Genomic DNA, 16285 nt, shown 5'->3' on the forward strand with positions numbered 1-16285 from the left:
GTGTGTTTACTAGTTAGCGAGAAAGAGAGCAAGCAAAGCGAACAATATCACAATGTGGAAGTGCTTTCATAAAAACAAGACAGCAAACGAATGACTTGCATATAAACCATTCACGAAAGGGGTAATGTCCATGAAGCTAACGGTTAAGATTATCGCCGGTTTAGTATTGGGTATTTTAGTTGGTGTCATCTTTAACTTGTTTGCACCAGATGCGTTTGGACCCGTAGATAAGTATTTTCTTGGTCCTGTAGGACAGATCTTTTTAAACTTAATTAAGATGCTAGTTGTGCCGATCGTGTTCTTCTCGATCGTAGTAGGTACAGCAGGAATCAGTGATCCTAAGAAACTTGGTCGTATGGGAGGAAAGACAGTAGGGTTTTTCCTAATCACGACGACGATCGCTATTTCGATCGCTATGGCACTTGCTTATTTAATCAAGCCTGGTGTGGAAGGTTCATTCACTGGTCAAAGTGATTTTAAAGCAGAAGAAGCACCTCCTGTAATGGATACGATTCTTAATATCATCCCGACGAATCCTGTTCAGGCGTTGACAGAAGGGAACATGCTTCAAATCATAGCCTTCGCGATCTTCATCGGTTTTGCGCTTGCGGTACTCGGTGACAAAACGAAAGCATTGCGAGACCTTATGGAACAAGGTAACGATGTGATGATGTATCTTGTTAAAATCATTATGGAAACTGCTCCATATGGAGCGTTCGCTTTGATCGCCTCTGCTGTCGGTGGTCAAGGTAAAGAAGCACTTCAATCCATGGGTATGTACTTTATCGTCGTACTGGCTGGACTGTTTATACATGCACTCGTCACATACAGTAGTGCGATTTACTTGCTGGGTAAAGAGAATCCGCTTAAATTCTATAAAGCTTTTTCACCAGCAATGGCAGTTGCATTCAGTACCTCATCTAGTAGTGGTACACTTCCTGTTTCTATGAAAACTGCTCAGGAAAACTTGAAGATTCCAAAACAAATCAGTAGTTTTGTTCAGCCCCTAGGGGCAACCATCAATATGGATGGAACTGCAATCATGCAGGGTGTTGCGACTGTTTTTATCGCGCAGATCACGGGTGTTGAGCTAACCTTCACACAGCTCATCATCGTCGTTGTCACTGCTACTCTCGCAAGTATTGGGACAGCCGGTGTTCCTGGTGTAGGACTTATCATGCTTGCGATGGTTCTAAACCAAGTTGGTCTCCCGGTTGAGCCGATCGGCTTGATTCTTGCCGTCGATCGATTGCTCGATATGACGCGTACAGCGGTTAATATTACCGGTGATGCGGCTTGTGCTCTCTATGTAACAAAATCAGAAGAAAAAAGGAATGGGAATACAACGTCTGCTGCTGAGATTGAAGGATAACCTACAACAGTAAACAGATGAATATTCTCCTTACAAAAACCTTCTATTACCTGTCTTTTTGACGGGTAGTGGAAGGTTTCTTTTTGGTATAATTTGAGATATAATAAGGGGATGAATTTGACGGAAGGAGTCCAACGCTGTGCTCGAACGATTAAACGAAGAAAAAGTTTTTAAAGATCCAGTTCATCGCTACATACATGTTCGCTACCGTTTAATCTGGGAGCTGATTGGAACGAAGGAGTTTCAACGTCTTCGCAGAGTTAGACAGTTAGGGACGACCTATTTAACGTTTCACGGAGCTGAACATAGTCGCTTCAGTCATTCACTCGGTGTTTATGAAATCGTCAGGAGGATTAACGAAATCTTCTCTCAATATGACGGTTGGAACGAAGAAAATCGATTGTTAAGTATGTGTGCTGCGCTTCTTCACGATGTTGGACACGGCCCGTTTTCTCATTCGTTCGAAAAGGTATTTGGACTCGATCACGAAGACTTTACCCGCATGGTCATATTGGGTGATACGGAAATCAATCGCATCCTTCGGAAAGTGAGCGATCGTTTTCCTGAAGAAGTTGCAGACGTGATTGCAAAAACGCATGACAACAAACTAGTTGTTTCCCTTATTTCAAGCCAGATCGATGCGGATCGAATGGATTACTTATTGCGTGATGCTTACTTCACAGGCGTTAGCTATGGTCAGTTTGATATCGAGCGTATCTTGCGCGTCATGAGACCTGGTGATGATCAGATCGTCATCAAACAGAGTGGGATGCATGCGGTAGAGGACTACATCATGAGTCGTTATCAGATGTATTGGCAAATTTATTTTCACCCCGTGACAAGAAGTGCGGAAGTTATTTTAAGCAAGATCTTACATCGTGCAAAGAAACTTTATCTCGAAGGTTACTCCTTTAAGTACGAACCGATCCATTTCTACTCACTGTTTAATGAGAATATCAGTCTTGAAGATTTTCTTAAGCTTGATGAATCTGTTGCGATGTTTTATTTCCAAATGTGGCAAGAGGAAGAGGACGAGATTCTTAGCGATCTTTGCGAGCGATTTATGAATCGAAGGCTATTCAAGTATGTTGAATTCAATCCGATGGAGAAGATGAACGATTGGAGAGAGCTATACGATTCATTTAAAGAAGCTGGCATCGATCCAGACTATTACCTTGAAGTAGACTCTTCCTCAGATCTTCCATATGATTTCTATCGACCTGGAGAAGAAGAAGAAAGGCTTCCAATCCATCTCCTTAAGCCAGGTGGCGATCTTCGGGAACTTTCTCGAGAATCCGAAGTTGTCGAAGCGATCTCAGGCAAGAAGCGTACAGATCACAAGCTCTATTATCCCGCAGATTTAATCCTGAAGGGGGATACGAACGTAACTCGTCGCATAAAGTCATTGCTTCAATTAGATTAACCTGTTCAAAAAGAAACCTGCATGGTCTGCAGGTCTAACCAAATCAGATAAAGAAAGCTTTTTGGACAACCTGTAAAAAGAAAATTGGGGAGGGGTACAGGTTGCTAGAAGATCATGCGAAAGTCATCACTGTATTAAAAGAAGCGGGAGAAGTCATCGGACGGAAAAAGCTTCAGAAAATCGTCTACATTTGTAAAAAACTACAGTTCCCATTTAACGAGAAGTATCAGTTTCACTTTTATGGACCTTATTCCGAAGAATTGACGCTCAGAGTGGAAGAGCTATGCAACCTTGGACTCGTCAGAGAAGTGAAGGAAAGCAAAGGGAACTATTATCAATACAAGTATTCCGTAACGGATCAAGGAACTGAATTCCTGAGCCATTATAACCATGACTTTCCATCTTTAAATGAATGTATTTGTAGAATGAATGGAGAAAGCTCACGTTTTCTAGAGCTTGTTTCGACAGTGTTGTTTTTCGATAAACTTACGAAAGAAGAAGTGATCGATAAGATTCAGACGATCAAACGAAAGCAAAACTACTCGAGTGATGAGATCGAAGAGGCATATACGTTTATCTCTAGTCTTAATCGCTTGCTTCAATAGAATAAGAGTTCAATAGAAAAAGGTGCACGAAGTTGATTCGGCACCTTTTTGTCTAACCTTTTATTGGAATTCTTTTTGAAAGACTCGTTTGTAGCTTGCTGAAGTTAATTTTCGTTAGAACAAAGCCGTTCAGAATGATTAGCCCTATCATAAGGAGAGAAAAGATCAATGTGCTTAGGTAGGGAAGGATGAGCTGCTGTAATCCAGGAATCGATTCTGCTAATAGAAAGACGATCGAGAAGGATGATAGCACATGAAAGGTGATGCCGGCAGAAAGACTTAATGATTCTCTTCGTTCGATGAGAGAAGGCATCCAAGCAATACCTAGAATTGAAAAAATGATAAGAACAAGAATAAGAGCGATGCTGCCACTCATCACGCTATGTTGAAAGTTACCGGCTTCTAACAACAGTACATACATCAGAGTGGCTAGAATACCGATTCCTATCCCGATTGTCACTGGTGAAACTAAACGTTCTTTCATCATCGATCTCCACCTTTTATTACAATTATTTCGAAACTATTACAATAAATACCCTATTGAAGACTAGTATAATCCCTCCATTGCAGAAGATATTGCAGAATTATGTCGAGCTTAGGTAAATTACGAAAAAAGGTTCAAAAGACTCATATTGAAGTAAAGGAGTGTTCTTCATGGAACAAATAAAATGTGCGATCGTAGGTTTCGGGTTTTCAGGGGCAACGTTTCACGCTCCGGTGATGAAGGCTGTAAAAGACATGCATATCACAAAGGTAGTTTCTTCAAACCCTGAGAAGGTAAAGCATACCTTGCCTGATGCGGAGGTTGTACCTGTTATCGAAGACGTTCTTGATGATAACGAAATCGAACTTGTGGTCATTACGACACCAAATGAATTTCATTATCCTATGGCGATGAAAGCACTGAACGCAGGAAAGCATGTTGTTCTTGAAAAGCCTTTTGCAGTAAGTGTTTCAGAATGCGAAGAACTCATCCATGCTGCAGAACAGTATGGATGTCTACTAAGCGTTTATCATAATAGACGTTTTGATAACGATTTTCTTACGATACAGAAACTGTTGGAAAACGGTGCTTTAGGTGAGGTAGTTACGTATGAGGCTCACTATGATCGTTTTCGGAGCGAAGTGCGCGAGCGTTGGAGAGAACAAGATAAGAAAGGTTCGGGTATCCTCTTTGACTTAGGTTCTCACCTGATCGATCAAGCTCTTACGTTATTTGGAGAACCTGACAGCGTGATGGCAGACGTCGTCGCACAGCGTGAAGGCGCAAAGACTGATGACTATTTTCATCTCGTACTGAAGTATGGGAAGAAGAGAGTGATTCTGCATGGAGGTTCACTCGTTCACAAGCACGGACCGCGCTATCAAATACACGGTATGGAAGGTTCGTACGTGAAGTGGGGAATTGATCCGCAGGAAGATGCGCTAAAGAAAGGTCACATTCCAGGCGAGTCTGGATGGGGTGAAGACTCTGAACAGAGTTATGGCACGCTTACTATAGGAGATAATGAGAAAAAAGTTCCTACTGTTCAAGGAGCTTATCACCATTACTATGAAGCTATCGTGCGATCGATCAAAGAGAAAGCACCAGCACCCGTTACGGCTCATGAAGCGCTGAACGTCATCAAATGTATCGAGCTGGCGCTAGAGAGTAGTGAAAACAATCGAACGGTTGAATGGAAGTAGAAGAGATGGCTCAAGGAGCCATCTCTTTTTTTCTAAACTTTCACTGCTACTTGAATGATAGAGTCGGACCATTTAAGAGCGTCGATATAAGAACTTTGAAGATCTTCACTCGCTAGATTGAACTCATTTAGGAAAGAGGCTACCGTTTGCCAGTCGTTCCGTTCTAGAGCTTTAATCATAGTTAAAATGTGATGATAAACCGTCTCTCGATCGTTCGTTAAGGTTTCTTTTAATGTGTCATCTATCGGTAAATCATTCAGAACTTCTTCCATCGGACGCTGCAAGATCGTATCGAGCAACGAAAACATTCCGACGAGAGAGGCTTGGTGCGGGTTCACGTTTACTTTCTTTGCTACTAACTCTGATAGTTTTGCACGCGTAAGAGACAGGTGCAGAATTTCAGTAGATTGATTAGAATCCTTTGTAAACATGAGGATCAGAATCCATTTTTTCACTTCGGCTAGCCCCAATAGAACGATTGCTTGTCTAACATTGCTGACTTTTACCTGAAGGCCGAGGGAATTGATCAAGCGTAACAACTTATAAGAAAGTGCGACGTCCTTTTCAGCAAGAGTAGCGACTGCCTGGATATCAGGCATAGGCTTGTTGATTTCATCCAGCATCTGAATATAAAGCTGGGGCATTGGTTTCAAATCTTTTGTAGAAAGGATAGAAGGCTTGCTAAAGAAATAACCTTGAAATAGTCTGAATCCTAGCGCTTTGGCTTCTTCAAATTCTTCTAATGTCTCCACTTTTTCCGCTAGAAACTGAATCGGAAGATGACGAAAACGATTCATGATCTCGATCCGTTTTTCTTTTGATGTTCCAAGGAAATCAACTTTAATGATATCGATCACATGTAGAATGCTTTCGTAATTTCCGAAATCAGTGAAGTCATCGATTGCGATGGTGTATCCTTTCGCTTTAAAGCTTTCACACTTCTCAATCACATCTCCCGTTATGTCAATGTCCTCAAGCAGCTCGATAATGATTGAGTCAGGAGAGAAGAGGAGTGGTGTTTCATCAAGAATCAACTCTTTCGTGAAATTGATGAAGCATTTTTTATGATCTGATAATTTATCTAATCCAAACGTCAAATAGGAATTGGAGATGACTTCAGCTGTTGCTTGATTACCGTCTAAGCCATCAAACGAATTAAGATTTCCAGTCCTGTGCAGCAATTCGTAACCAAAAAGCTGCTTATCGACTGTTAAGATCGGCTGACGCCCGATAAATACGTCCACGTTATACCTCCAACAGGAAATTTATTACTATTCTCTTAAATAAATATTATAGTGGAATTTCAAGGGAATTGGAACGCTAATTAAATGAAAAAATGACCTGCTGAAGAGCAGGTCATGTGATTAAGCATGCGGAAGAAATGCGAGTTGGTAGAAGAAGAGAACGGCAAACAGATAGAGAAGCGGGTGTACCTCGCGTCCTTTTCCTTTTACTAATTTAAGAACAGGATACGTGATGAAGCCAAGTGCGATTCCTGTCGCGATGCTTGATGTTAATGGCATCGTCAAGATGATTAAGAAAGCAGGAAATGCTTCATCGAACTCATGCCACTCAATCTTTCCAACTGCACTGATCATTAAGCTTCCGACGATGATCAGGGTTGGAGCAGTAATCGCAGCAAGTCCTGAAACAGCACCTACTAGTGGACCGAAGAAAGCAGCGGCGATGAATAAGGTTGCAACCACAACAGACGTTAAGCCGGTACGACCACCAGATGCTACGCCTGAAGATGATTCGATATAAGCACTAGTCGGGCTCGTTCCGAAAACAGCACCAACTGTTGTACCGATTGAATCTGCGAGAAGCGCTTGACGTGCACGTGGCATTTTCTTCCCTTTCATCAAACCAGCTTGCTCTGCGACGCCTACCATGGTGCCAGTAGTATCGAAAAGCGTAACGAGTAAGAAAGAGAAGACAACAGCATATAGTCCGTACTCGATCATATCTTTAAATGCTTGTAGCGGACTTCCGAAAATAAATAGATCTGGAGACGAAGGTGATCCAACGATCCCTTCTTTAAATTCAAGCTGTCCTGTCGAAATAGCGATGATCGCTGTAGCGATCATTCCAAAGAATAACGCACCGTGAATATTACGGGCCATCAGAATAAGCGTGATGATTAACCCTCCGAGTGCGAGTAATACTTCTGGAGAATGGAGATCACCGAGTGTAACGAGATTCTCTTTGTCAGCAACGATGATTCCTGTCATGCGTAATCCGATGAACGCGATGAACAAACCGATACCTGCAGTAATACCAAGCTTTAGGTTCGTAGGAATCGCTTCGATCAATTTTTCACGAAACGGGGTTAGTGAAAGAATAATGAATAGGATTCCTGCAATAAAAACAGCTCCAAATGCTACTTGATACGATACGCCGGGCTGGCTGCCTACTACGGAGAAGGCAAAGTAAGCATTCAAGCCCATACCTGGAGCGATTGCGATCGGGTAGTTCGCGAATAGACCCATCCAAAGGGTACCGACAACAGCTGAGATGATGGTTGCCATGAACACCGTATCGAATGGCACACCAGCTGATGAAAGGATAATAGGATTTACAATAACGATATACACCATTGTTAAGAATGTGGTGATACCTGCTAATAATTCAGTTTTAACGCTTGTTCCATTTTCTTTTAGTTTGAAAAAGGAGTTTAGCATGGAATACCTCCTGTAAATACGAACGATTTTTAAACACAATCTCTATATTATTCGTAAAAAGATTTTTTAGCAAGGGAAAATTATTAAATTCCTTTTTTATATCGGCACGATTGCTGCAGGATGAATACTGTAGTGTGTATATGATAAAATGTTAGCGGAGAATAATGAATAAAGGAGGTCGTTCAACGTGGCAAAAGATGAAGAAAAGAAGCCTAAGAAAAAGCCTTCAACAGGCTTTAATATTTTGAGTGGTGACTCTACGGATGGTCATGGAGGATATGGGGTCGGAACCATTAATTTAGACAACGTATCCCCTGTTATCGTCGATCCTACGACGGACGAGGTTTATGTAGATATAGGTGCACTGCACGCAAGAAGTGCACTTGAAAAGCGTAAAAAGCTCGTCAAAACGAAAGAAGAAGTTCCTGATGGACATACGGCATGGATCGTATGGGTAACGCTTCAAAGAGGTGAGGAAGGCCCGTTTTATCATGGGATCGGAGCATGTGAGTTCTTCTTGAACGCAGAGGCGAAGCGTGCATGGAAGAGTATGCCTGAACACGTGAACAACATGGATAAGTCGATGAAAGGGAAGGTCATCGTCGACAATATGGATGATAAATCTAGAGAAATGCTTCGTAACTACTTGATCGACTTCGATAAAGGTGTTTACGACCGCTCTAGTGATGAGTTGAAAGAGGCACTTGAGAAGTAAGTTATGACCTTTTTTTGAAAAAGTTATGAAATCGCTTGAGCTTTCGATGAAGTAGGATTAAAATTATGATACACAACACATATAGCTAGGACACAAAAGGGCCCGGAGAAATGTCTCCGGGTCCTTTTGTATTGAGATGTTATACTTTTCTTAAACGTGAGAGGAGTGGTCGACATGTGGAAACAGTTTCCCCGTGAGAAAAAACAAGACTTGATCGAGCGAATTCAAACATACTTTTATAATGAGCGTGATGAAGAGATCGGTGAGCTCGCTGCAGAGAACTTTCTTCATTTTGTTATGTCTGAGTTAGGTCCATCCTTTTATAACGCAGGCGTAAAGGATGCGATTACGATGACAGAACAGAAGTGGATGAGCATCGAACAAGATTTGGATTCACTGATTAAGCCTGATCCAGAAGTGAAGAGATAGGGAAAATCCTGAAAAATCATATTACTGTGCTCCCGTTGCCGTAGGAGTATGACTACCGCTTGCTTTCCTGCGGACGAGCGCCCGAGCCTCCTCCCGGACAAAAGCGGTCCGGTCCGGGGTCTCTGTCGCCCGTTCTTCCGCGGTAGTCAAGCGGTAGTCACTCCTACTAGTTTGCAATGAACCCAAATCGGATTGGCCTTTCTATTCAATTCAACTATATAAGACAAACTTAAGCTGCCGAGAAGTTCTCGACAGCTTTATATTCGTTATCTTATCCAGTTAAAGAAGCGGTCTAAGAATCCTTTCTTGTTTTCTTGAATGTCTTGCTGGTGAGATGGGCCGACGTGGACGTCGCAAACCTCATGCGGTTCGCTTCCTTCTATAAAGTATGTGAGCCTTTTGTTCGGGCAGTTTTCACCTGCGATCTTCCCTGTTTGCGGGTCGATGTCGATTCCTACGACACCTTCAGGAGCTTTAAATTCTTTTGCTTCTTCCCCTTCGAGTGCACCTTCAACAAATTGAGCCCAAATTTTCTTCGCATAGAACCCATCGTTTCGATAATTCAGTTTCTTGCCTTCATCGTATCCGATCCATACGGATGTAGCGAGTTGTGGTGTGAAGCCGACCATCCAACTATCTGTCGACGTCGAACCGGTCTTTGCAGCGGCAGGTCTCGTTAGCAAATGATCGACACCAGATCCCGTTACTTTTGTATAATCATTCAGTGATTCATCGAAAACCCCTGTCATCATGCTCGTTGTGACGAATGCAGCTTCTGGCTTTAATCGAAGTTCTTTCTTCGACTTGTGCTCATAGATCACCTTGCCATCACGGTCTGTTACTTTTTCAATGTAATGAGGTTCAACACTGAACCCTCCGTTTGCGAGCATACTGTAGGCTTCCGTCATCTCTAAGATTCCTACAGGTTTCGTGCCGAGTGCAAGGGATGGGATCGCTGATAACTTACTATCGATCCCGAATGTTTTTGCTGTTTCAACGAGAGTCTTTTCTTCTAGAAACATATGTGTTTTGACAGCGACGATGTTATCAGATAGGGCGAGTGCTTGCGCAATCGTAATTTCATCGTTCGCATATGCATCCCCATAGTTGTGAGGAGAATAGGTTTTTTTATCACCGTCGTAATAAAAGTTCGTGGGCTCACTTCTTACGAGCGTTGATGGTGTGAAGCCGTTGTTCATCGCAGCATAATAGAGAAAAGGTTTGAAAGTCGATCCAGGAGTACGCTTTGCCATGGTAGCTCGATTGAATTTACTTTCTTTGTAGTCTCGTCCACCAACCATCGCCTTGATCGCTCCGGATTTTGGATCCATTGCAACGAGCGCGGCTTGGATGTCGCTTTTTTCCTCAATGGAATTCGCCACAAGATCTTCAGCCTTAACTTGCATCTCGGAATCTAATGTCGTATAGACATGAAGTCCGCCTTCTTCAATAATTCGCTCATCTAATGAAAGTTTATTTCGTAATTCTTTCTTCACTTCTGCTGTAAAATAAGGAGCCGTTTCGGACTCTATTTTTTCTTCGTTAAACGCCTGTAGTGCCATCGTTTCGTTTTCAGCCTGGATCGCTTCAGCCTTTGAGAGCTTATTCGTTGCGACCATCGCGTTCAATACGGTCGACTGTCTTTCTTTTGATCGATCGGCATCTGCGTATGGGGAGTAGTAGCTCGGTCCTTTTGGAATTCCAGCGAGCATGGCTGACTCAGAAACCGATAGTTCATCCGCACCTTTTCCAAAGTAAGACCTCGCTGCTGCTTCAATACCATACGCTCCGTGTCCATAGTAGATCGTGTTCAGGTACCCTTCGAGAATTTCTTCTTTCGAGTAGTGAACTTCGAGTCGATAGGCATAGAACGCTTCGAGTACTTTTCGTTTCCACGTTTTATCGTGTTCTAAGAATAAGTTTCTCGCGTATTGCTGTGTGATCGTACTTGCTCCCTGCACTTTCGCCATCGCTTTTAAATCAGCTAGAACCGCTCCTCCGATCCGTTTAAAATCAAAGCCGAAATGATCGTAGAAACTTCGGTCTTCGATTGAGAGTGTAGCATCTACCAAAGCCGGCGAAATCTCGTCCAGCTGAACCCAGTAGCGATTCTGACCGCTCTGGTTGCTTTCTCCTATAACGTGTTCTTCCGTATCATAATAAATCGTTGTTTGTGGCACCTGAAGTGGTGGAGCACCAACGAAAACGGCAAGCAAATAGATCGATCCAAAGGAAAGACCGATAAAAAGTAAGCCGATAACCATCAAACGTAAAGATAGTTTCCCCCAGCGTTTCCAATAGGTAAAACGTTCACTCATTGGTTTCATGTGGTTCACCCCCACATTTCTTGTTTAAATCTAGTATGTGACAATCAAGAAACTCTTAAACACGCCAATCTATAAAAATAATTGTCCAACTTTTGAATAGGATAAAACGAATGAGTTCATTTTTACAAAGGGAGAGAGTGCAGTGGAATTATTGATTGCGATCATTCTTGGAATAGTGGAAGGGTTGACGGAATTTTTACCAGTTTCGTCTACAGGTCATTTAATTCTGACAGGGTACTGGTTAAACTTTGTAGATGAACGAGCGAAAACCTTCGAAATCGTCATCCAGCTAGGGGCGATTCTTGCGGTAGTTGTGGTGTATCGAAAAAGATTTATAGATTTATTTTCCCTCGATGATAATAAGGGGGGACTTTCTCTCATGCACATTATTCTAGGAATGATACCTGCGATCGTAGCAGGATTCTTACTTCACGGAGTCATTAAAACGTATCTCTTTTCACCTTCAACTGTCGTCATTGGACTCGTGTTAGGAGGCGTTCTTATGATTTTAGCTGACCTGAAGAGGACAGCTGCAGTTACGAATGACCTCGATGAACTGACGTTAAAACAGGCTTTCTCGATAGGCGTCTTTCAATGTCTCGCACTTTGGCCTGGGTTCTCACGATCAGGAGCAACGATCTCTGGTGGTGTGTTGCTAGGAACAACACATAAGACGGCAGCAGAATTCTCATTTATTTTAGCAGTACCGATGATGGTTGCTGCGAGCGGGTACGATTTACTGAAGAGCTACCCATACTTAACGGTTTCAGACATACCGGTTTTCGCGGTTGGCTTCCTCGTGTCATTTATCGTAGCACTTATCGCTATTGTAACATTTATCCGTTTTATCGAGCGGGTCCGCCTCATTCCGTTCGCAATCTATCGGTTTATTCTTGCAGGTATCGTATGGATGATTCTTTTCTAAAACCAGATGAAAAATCCTCTTGCTTTTTTATAAAAGTGAACTATACTTTTCTTGTGCTTCACGATTGATGAAGCTGCAAAAACATGAAAGATTTTCGGTTCACATACAGTCATTTGCGTTATACTAATCCTGTTTTGAGTCATCTGAATCGGGAACTTAGATAAAGAGATAGAATTGAGGAGTGATAGAGATGGAATTATGGTATACAGAGAAGCAAACGGAGCGTTTTGGAATAACGGCAAAGATCAAACAAACGCTGCATACTGAACAAACGGATTTTCAACGTCTCGATGTAATTGAAACAGAAGAGTTTGGAAACATGCTCGTTCTCGATGGAATGGTCATGACGACTCAAAAAGATGAGTTCGTTTACCATGAGATGGTAGCGCATGTGCCTTTGTTCACACACCCGAACCCGAAACATGTCCTCGTGGTAGGTGGGGGAGACGGTGGCGTTATTCGTGAAGTTCTAAAGCACCCTTCCGTAGAAAAAGCGGTATTAGTTGAAATCGATGGGAAAGTAATCGAGTACTCTAAAAAATATTTACCTGAAATTGCTGGCGAACTTGAAAATGAGCGTGTCGAAGTACTAGTAGCTGATGGATTTATGCATATTGCTGAAAGCGAGAACGACTACGATGTGATCATGGTCGATTCTACTGAGCCAGTTGGCCCTGCTGCGAAGCTTTTTGAAAGAGGCTTTTATGAGGGAATCTCAAAAGCCCTAAAAGAAGATGGCATCTTTGTTGCTCAAACGGACAACCCTTGGTTCAAAGCGGATCTCATTTCACAAGTGCAGAGCGACGTGAAGGAAATCTTCCCGATCACGCGCCTTTATACAGCAAATATCCCAACGTATCCGAGCGGACTATGGACGTTTACGATAGGCTCCAAAAAAGTTGACCCACTTGAAGTAGAAGAAAGCCGTTTCCATGACATCGACACGAAATACTATACGAAAGATCTTCATAAAGCTTGTTTTGCACTACCTAAATTTGTGCAGGATCTACTGAAGTAAGGAGAGCAGCTATGAAATTCGATGAAGCATATTCTGGAAACGTGTTTATTTTAAGCAACCCTTCATTTGATGATAGTGATGTTGTGATCTATGGCATGCCGATGGACTGGACAGTAAGCTTTCGTCCTGGTTCAAGATTTGGCCCTGCCCGCATTAGAGAAGCCTCGTTAGGCCTTGAAGAGTACAGCCCATATATGGACAGGCACCTTGAAGAGATTCGATATTTCGATGCTGGTGATATTCCACTGCCTTTCGGAAATCCAGAGCGAAGCATCGAACTCATCGAAGAGTATATCGATTCTTTACTCGATCAAGGGAAGTTTCCATTAGGAATGGGTGGAGAGCACCTTGTGACATGGCCGATTATAAAAGCCTTCAACAAGAAGTATGACGATCTTGCGGTCATCCACATCGACGCTCACGCTGACCTTCGTGAAGAATATGAGGGGGAAGCTTTATCCCATTCGACACCTGTTCGAAAGATCTGTGGTTTGATCGGAGCGGAGAATGTGTACTCGTTTGGAATTCGTTCTGGGATGAGAGAAGAATTTCAATTTGCTAAGGATTCTGGCATGCACATGTCGAAATTTGAAGTGGTTGAACCATTGAAGAAAGTTCTTCCATCTCTAGAAGGACGCAACGTCTACGTCACGATCGATATCGATGTATTAGATCCAGCATACGCACCAGGGACAGGTACTGCTGAAGCTGGAGGCATCTCATCGAAAGAATTGCTAGAAGCGATCACAATGATCGCAGATGCAGGCGTACGCGTAGTTGGTGCCGATTTAGTGGAAGTTGCACCGGTTTATGATCCATCAGAAAAAACGCCGATCGCAGCAAGTAAATTTATTCGTGAAATGCTGCTTGGTTGGACTCATAAGGAATAAATTTGGACTGAGGCTGTATTCAATTTGAATACAGCCTCTTTTTCTCATATAATAAGAAAGTTAACGATGTGTAAGGACGTGAATGCGATGAGTGATCATCCGATCGATTTAACGATTGAATCTAGAATTCAATCAGGTAGAGAAAAAGAATCTTCTAATCATACCGTTCAAGGTAAACTCGTTGAGAAGGGCGACTCCCTGTATCTGCGATATGAAGAAAACCTTGAGATTGGACAGGTTTCCACAACTGTGAAAATAGATAACGAGCAGGTAACGGTGATCCGTAGAGGAGCACTTTCGATGCGCCAGGGATTTGCGCCTGGACAGCTCTCTGAAAGTTTATATAAAACGCCGTTCGGTTCCATGCCGATGCAGATTCGTACAGAACGAATCGAGCAGCTGGTCGATCGAGAAAAAAACAAAGGGCGTTTGACCCTTCGCTATATTCTTTATCTAGAAGAAGATGAAACACAGCGACACGAGCTGTCGTTAAGCTGGAAAGGAGCAAGGCAATGAATAGTGTTGAACAAAAGAAGGAACAGTTAAAAGAGCAGATTAAACTTGCCGTCATTCAAGCTGGACTCGCAAGTGAAAATGAGATTCCAGAAGTCATTCTAGAATCACCTAAAGATAAGGCGCATGGGGACTATGCGACGAACATGGCGATGCAGCTCGCGCGTATTGCGAAAAAAGCGCCTAGAGCGATTGCGGAAGACATTAAAGCGAATCTAGATATGGACAAAGCATCAATCAAGCAAATTGATATCGCTGGCCCAGGCTTTATCAACTTCTTTATGGATACGAGCTACTTGAATGAGCTTATTCCGACGATTTTAGAAAAGGGCAGTGATTACGGGAAATCTGCCAGCAAAAACGAAAAGATCCAAGTAGAGTTTGTTTCAGCTAACCCTACAGGCAGTCTTCATTTAGGCCATGCACGTGGTGCGGCTTACGGTGATACGCTTTGTAATATCCTTGACCGTGCAGGATATGACGTTTCAAGAGAGTACTACATCAACGACGCAGGTAATCAGATCCATAACCTGGCTCTTTCTCTTGAAGCACGTTACATGCAGGCTCTCGGTCAAGAAAAAGAAATGCCTGAAGATGGCTATCTAGGTCAAGACATCGTTCAGTTCGGAAAAGATTTAGCCGAGAAAGAAGGCGACCGTCTTTTAGAGCTCGAAGAAAAAGAACGTTACAATTACTTCCGTGAATACGGACTTGAACGCGAACTTGAGAAATTGAAAAAAGACCTTGCTGAATTTGGCGTTGAGTTCGATGTTTGGTTCTCTGAAACATCTCTTTACACGTCCGGTAAGATCGATAAGGTACTTAAAAAGCTTCATGAGCGCGGAGAAACATTTGAAGAAGACGGCGCTACATGGTTCCGCTCAACTGAATATGGCGATGATAAAAACCGTGTCTTAATCAAAGGCGATGGTTCATATACGTACCTAACACCAGACATCTCGTACCACCAAGATAAGCTCGATCGTGGCTTCGATAAGCTGATCAACATCTGGGGTGCAGATCACCACGGCTACATTCCTAGAATGAAAGCGGCGATCGAAGCGCTAGGATATAAAAAAGAACAGCTCGAAGTGGAAATCATTCAGATGGTCAACTTGTTTAAAGACGGCGAAAGGATGAAGATGAGTAAACGTACCGGTAAAGCCGTTACCCTTCGTGAATTGATGGACGAAGTTGGCATCGACGCGATGCGCTATTTCTTCTCTATGAGAAGCTCAGACTCTCATCTTGATTTTGATATGGATCTCGCTGTATCTAAATCAAACGAAAACCCTGTTTATTATGTACAATACGCTCATGCGAGAGTGTGCAGCATGCTTCGTCAGGGAAGAGAGATGGATCTTAGTGATGATGCAGATCTTTCACTCATCACGTCAGAAAAAGAGATCGACCTTCTGAAGAAACTTGGAGAGCTTCCTGAAGCAATCTCTGAAGCAGCTGAAAAACGCATGACACACCGCATCACGAACTATGCGTTCGAACTTGCGGCGGCGCTGCATAGCTTTTACAATGCGGAGCGCGTACTAGATCCTGAGAATCTAGAGCTTAGTGCAGCTCGCTTCAAATTGATGAAGGCAGTTCAACAAACGATTCAAAACACGCTTGAAATCATCGGTGTAACAGCACCTGAAAAAATGTAAGTCACACAAAAACGTCAGGATTGCTCCTGACGTTTTTGTA

General features: G+C 42.8%; 15 protein-coding genes. 11 read left to right on the forward strand and 4 right to left on the reverse strand.

Annotated elements, in window-relative coordinates; translation table 11 throughout:
- The first annotated feature begins 130 nt into the window (after positions 1-130).
- The 3 genes from ACXADT_RS04635 to ACXADT_RS04645 all read left to right on the forward strand — a co-directional run bounded on the left by ACXADT_RS04635 (position 131) and on the right by ACXADT_RS04645 (position 3400).
- Entirely contained in the window at positions 131-1372 is a 1242-nt protein-coding gene (locus ACXADT_RS04635; RefSeq protein WP_270180431.1) for a dicarboxylate/amino acid:cation symporter, read from the forward strand.
- Positions 1373-1511: 139 nt separating this feature from the next.
- Positions 1512-2795, forward strand: coding sequence for an HD domain-containing protein (locus ACXADT_RS04640; protein ID WP_270180430.1), 1284 nt, complete (start codon positions 1512-1514; stop codon positions 2793-2795).
- A 101-nt stretch (positions 2796-2896) separates the two neighbouring features.
- Complete coding sequence (locus ACXADT_RS04645; protein ID WP_270180429.1) at positions 2897-3400, forward strand: YwgA family protein; 504 nt, start codon at positions 2897-2899, stop codon at positions 3398-3400.
- Between the two features lie 52 nt (positions 3401-3452).
- Here ACXADT_RS04645 and ACXADT_RS04650 read toward each other — a convergent pair whose 3' ends face one another.
- Positions 3453-3887 (reverse strand): hypothetical protein, encoded by a 435-nt coding sequence (locus ACXADT_RS04650; RefSeq protein WP_270180428.1) that lies wholly within the window; start codon positions 3885-3887, stop codon positions 3453-3455.
- 167 nt (positions 3888-4054) lie between these two features.
- Between ACXADT_RS04650 and ACXADT_RS04655 the strand changes: the two genes are divergently transcribed.
- Positions 4055-5086 carry an oxidoreductase gene (locus ACXADT_RS04655; RefSeq protein ID WP_474833366.1) on the forward strand — a complete coding sequence of 344 codons (1032 nt, stop codon included), beginning with the start codon at positions 4055-4057 and terminating at the stop codon, positions 5084-5086.
- 32 nt (positions 5087-5118) lie between these two features.
- On the opposite strand, the gene ACXADT_RS04660 is transcribed toward ACXADT_RS04655, so the two are convergent.
- A complete protein-coding gene (locus tag ACXADT_RS04660) occupies positions 5119-6330 on the reverse strand; it encodes an EAL and HDOD domain-containing protein (protein ID WP_474833368.1) in 1212 nt (403 codons plus the stop codon).
- Positions 6331-6450: 120 nt separating this feature from the next.
- Positions 6451-7767 (reverse strand): NCS2 family permease, encoded by a 1317-nt coding sequence (locus tag ACXADT_RS04665; protein WP_270180425.1) that lies wholly within the window; start codon positions 7765-7767, stop codon positions 6451-6453.
- A gap of 187 nt (positions 7768-7954) precedes the next feature.
- Here ACXADT_RS04665 and ACXADT_RS04670 point away from each other — a divergent pair, with 187 nt between their 5' ends.
- Together ACXADT_RS04670 and ACXADT_RS04675 are read left to right on the forward strand one after the other, a co-directional pair.
- Positions 7955-8482, forward strand: coding sequence for a YwhD family protein (locus ACXADT_RS04670; protein WP_270180424.1), 528 nt, complete (start codon positions 7955-7957; stop codon positions 8480-8482).
- A gap of 174 nt (positions 8483-8656) precedes the next feature.
- Positions 8657-8911, forward strand: coding sequence for a DUF2164 domain-containing protein (locus tag ACXADT_RS04675; protein WP_474809962.1), 255 nt, complete (start codon positions 8657-8659; stop codon positions 8909-8911).
- 266 nt (positions 8912-9177) lie between these two features.
- Here ACXADT_RS04675 and ACXADT_RS04680 read toward each other — a convergent pair whose 3' ends face one another.
- Positions 9178-11238 carry a transglycosylase domain-containing protein gene (locus ACXADT_RS04680; protein WP_474833370.1) on the reverse strand — a complete coding sequence of 687 codons (2061 nt, stop codon included), beginning with the start codon at positions 11236-11238 and terminating at the stop codon, positions 9178-9180.
- Between the two features lie 142 nt (positions 11239-11380).
- Between ACXADT_RS04680 and bacA the strand changes: the two genes are divergently transcribed.
- The 5 genes from bacA (at position 11381) to argS (ending at position 16245) form a co-directional block, all read left to right on the forward strand.
- Positions 11381-12163 (forward strand): undecaprenyl-diphosphate phosphatase, encoded by a 783-nt coding sequence (bacA, locus tag ACXADT_RS04685; protein WP_474833372.1) that lies wholly within the window; start codon positions 11381-11383, stop codon positions 12161-12163.
- Positions 12164-12353: 190 nt separating this feature from the next.
- On the forward strand, positions 12354-13181 hold the full coding sequence (gene speE, locus ACXADT_RS04690) for a polyamine aminopropyltransferase (RefSeq protein ID WP_474833373.1): 828 nt from the start codon (positions 12354-12356) through the stop codon (positions 13179-13181).
- 11 nt (positions 13182-13192) lie between these two features.
- A complete protein-coding gene (speB, locus tag ACXADT_RS04695; RefSeq protein ID WP_474833375.1) occupies positions 13193-14071 on the forward strand; it encodes an agmatinase in 879 nt (292 codons plus the stop codon).
- Positions 14072-14158: 87 nt separating this feature from the next.
- On the forward strand, positions 14159-14587 hold the full coding sequence (locus tag ACXADT_RS04700; protein WP_474809970.1) for a YwiB family protein: 429 nt from the start codon (positions 14159-14161) through the stop codon (positions 14585-14587).
- Positions 14584-16245, forward strand: coding sequence for an arginine--tRNA ligase (argS, locus tag ACXADT_RS04705; protein WP_474833377.1), 1662 nt, complete (start codon positions 14584-14586; stop codon positions 16243-16245). Before ACXADT_RS04700 ends, argS begins: the two co-directional genes overlap by 4 nt.
- Positions 16246-16285 lie beyond the last annotated feature (40 nt).

This window comes from Anaerobacillus sp. ABR4_321, assembly GCF_056158505.1.

What these genes read in the sequence shown, in the direction of transcription:
- speB (WP_474833375.1), top strand. Translation starts at nt 13,193, where the DNA reads ATGAAATTCGATGAAGCATATTCTGGAAACGTGTTTATTTTAAGCAAC.
- ACXADT_RS04635 (WP_270180431.1), top strand. Translation starts at nt 131, where the DNA reads ATGAAGCTAACGGTTAAGATTATCGCCGGTTTAGTATTGGGTATTTTA.
- speE (WP_474833373.1), top strand. Translation starts at nt 12,354, where the DNA reads ATGGAATTATGGTATACAGAGAAGCAAACGGAGCGTTTTGGAATAACG.
- ACXADT_RS04700 (WP_474809970.1), top strand. Translation starts at nt 14,159, where the DNA reads ATGAGTGATCATCCGATCGATTTAACGATTGAATCTAGAATTCAATCA.
- ACXADT_RS04655 (WP_474833366.1), top strand. Translation starts at nt 4,055, where the DNA reads ATGGAACAAATAAAATGTGCGATCGTAGGTTTCGGGTTTTCAGGGGCA.
- ACXADT_RS04665 (WP_270180425.1), bottom strand. Translation starts at nt 7,767, where the DNA reads ATGCTAAACTCCTTTTTCAAACTAAAAGAAAATGGAACAAGCGTTAAA.
- argS (WP_474833377.1), top strand. Translation starts at nt 14,584, where the DNA reads ATGAATAGTGTTGAACAAAAGAAGGAACAGTTAAAAGAGCAGATTAAA.
- ACXADT_RS04680 (WP_474833370.1), bottom strand. Translation starts at nt 11,238, where the DNA reads ATGAAACCAATGAGTGAACGTTTTACCTATTGGAAACGCTGGGGGAAA.
- ACXADT_RS04675 (WP_474809962.1), top strand. Translation starts at nt 8,657, where the DNA reads ATGTGGAAACAGTTTCCCCGTGAGAAAAAACAAGACTTGATCGAGCGA.
- ACXADT_RS04650 (WP_270180428.1), bottom strand. Translation starts at nt 3,887, where the DNA reads ATGATGAAAGAACGTTTAGTTTCACCAGTGACAATCGGGATAGGAATC.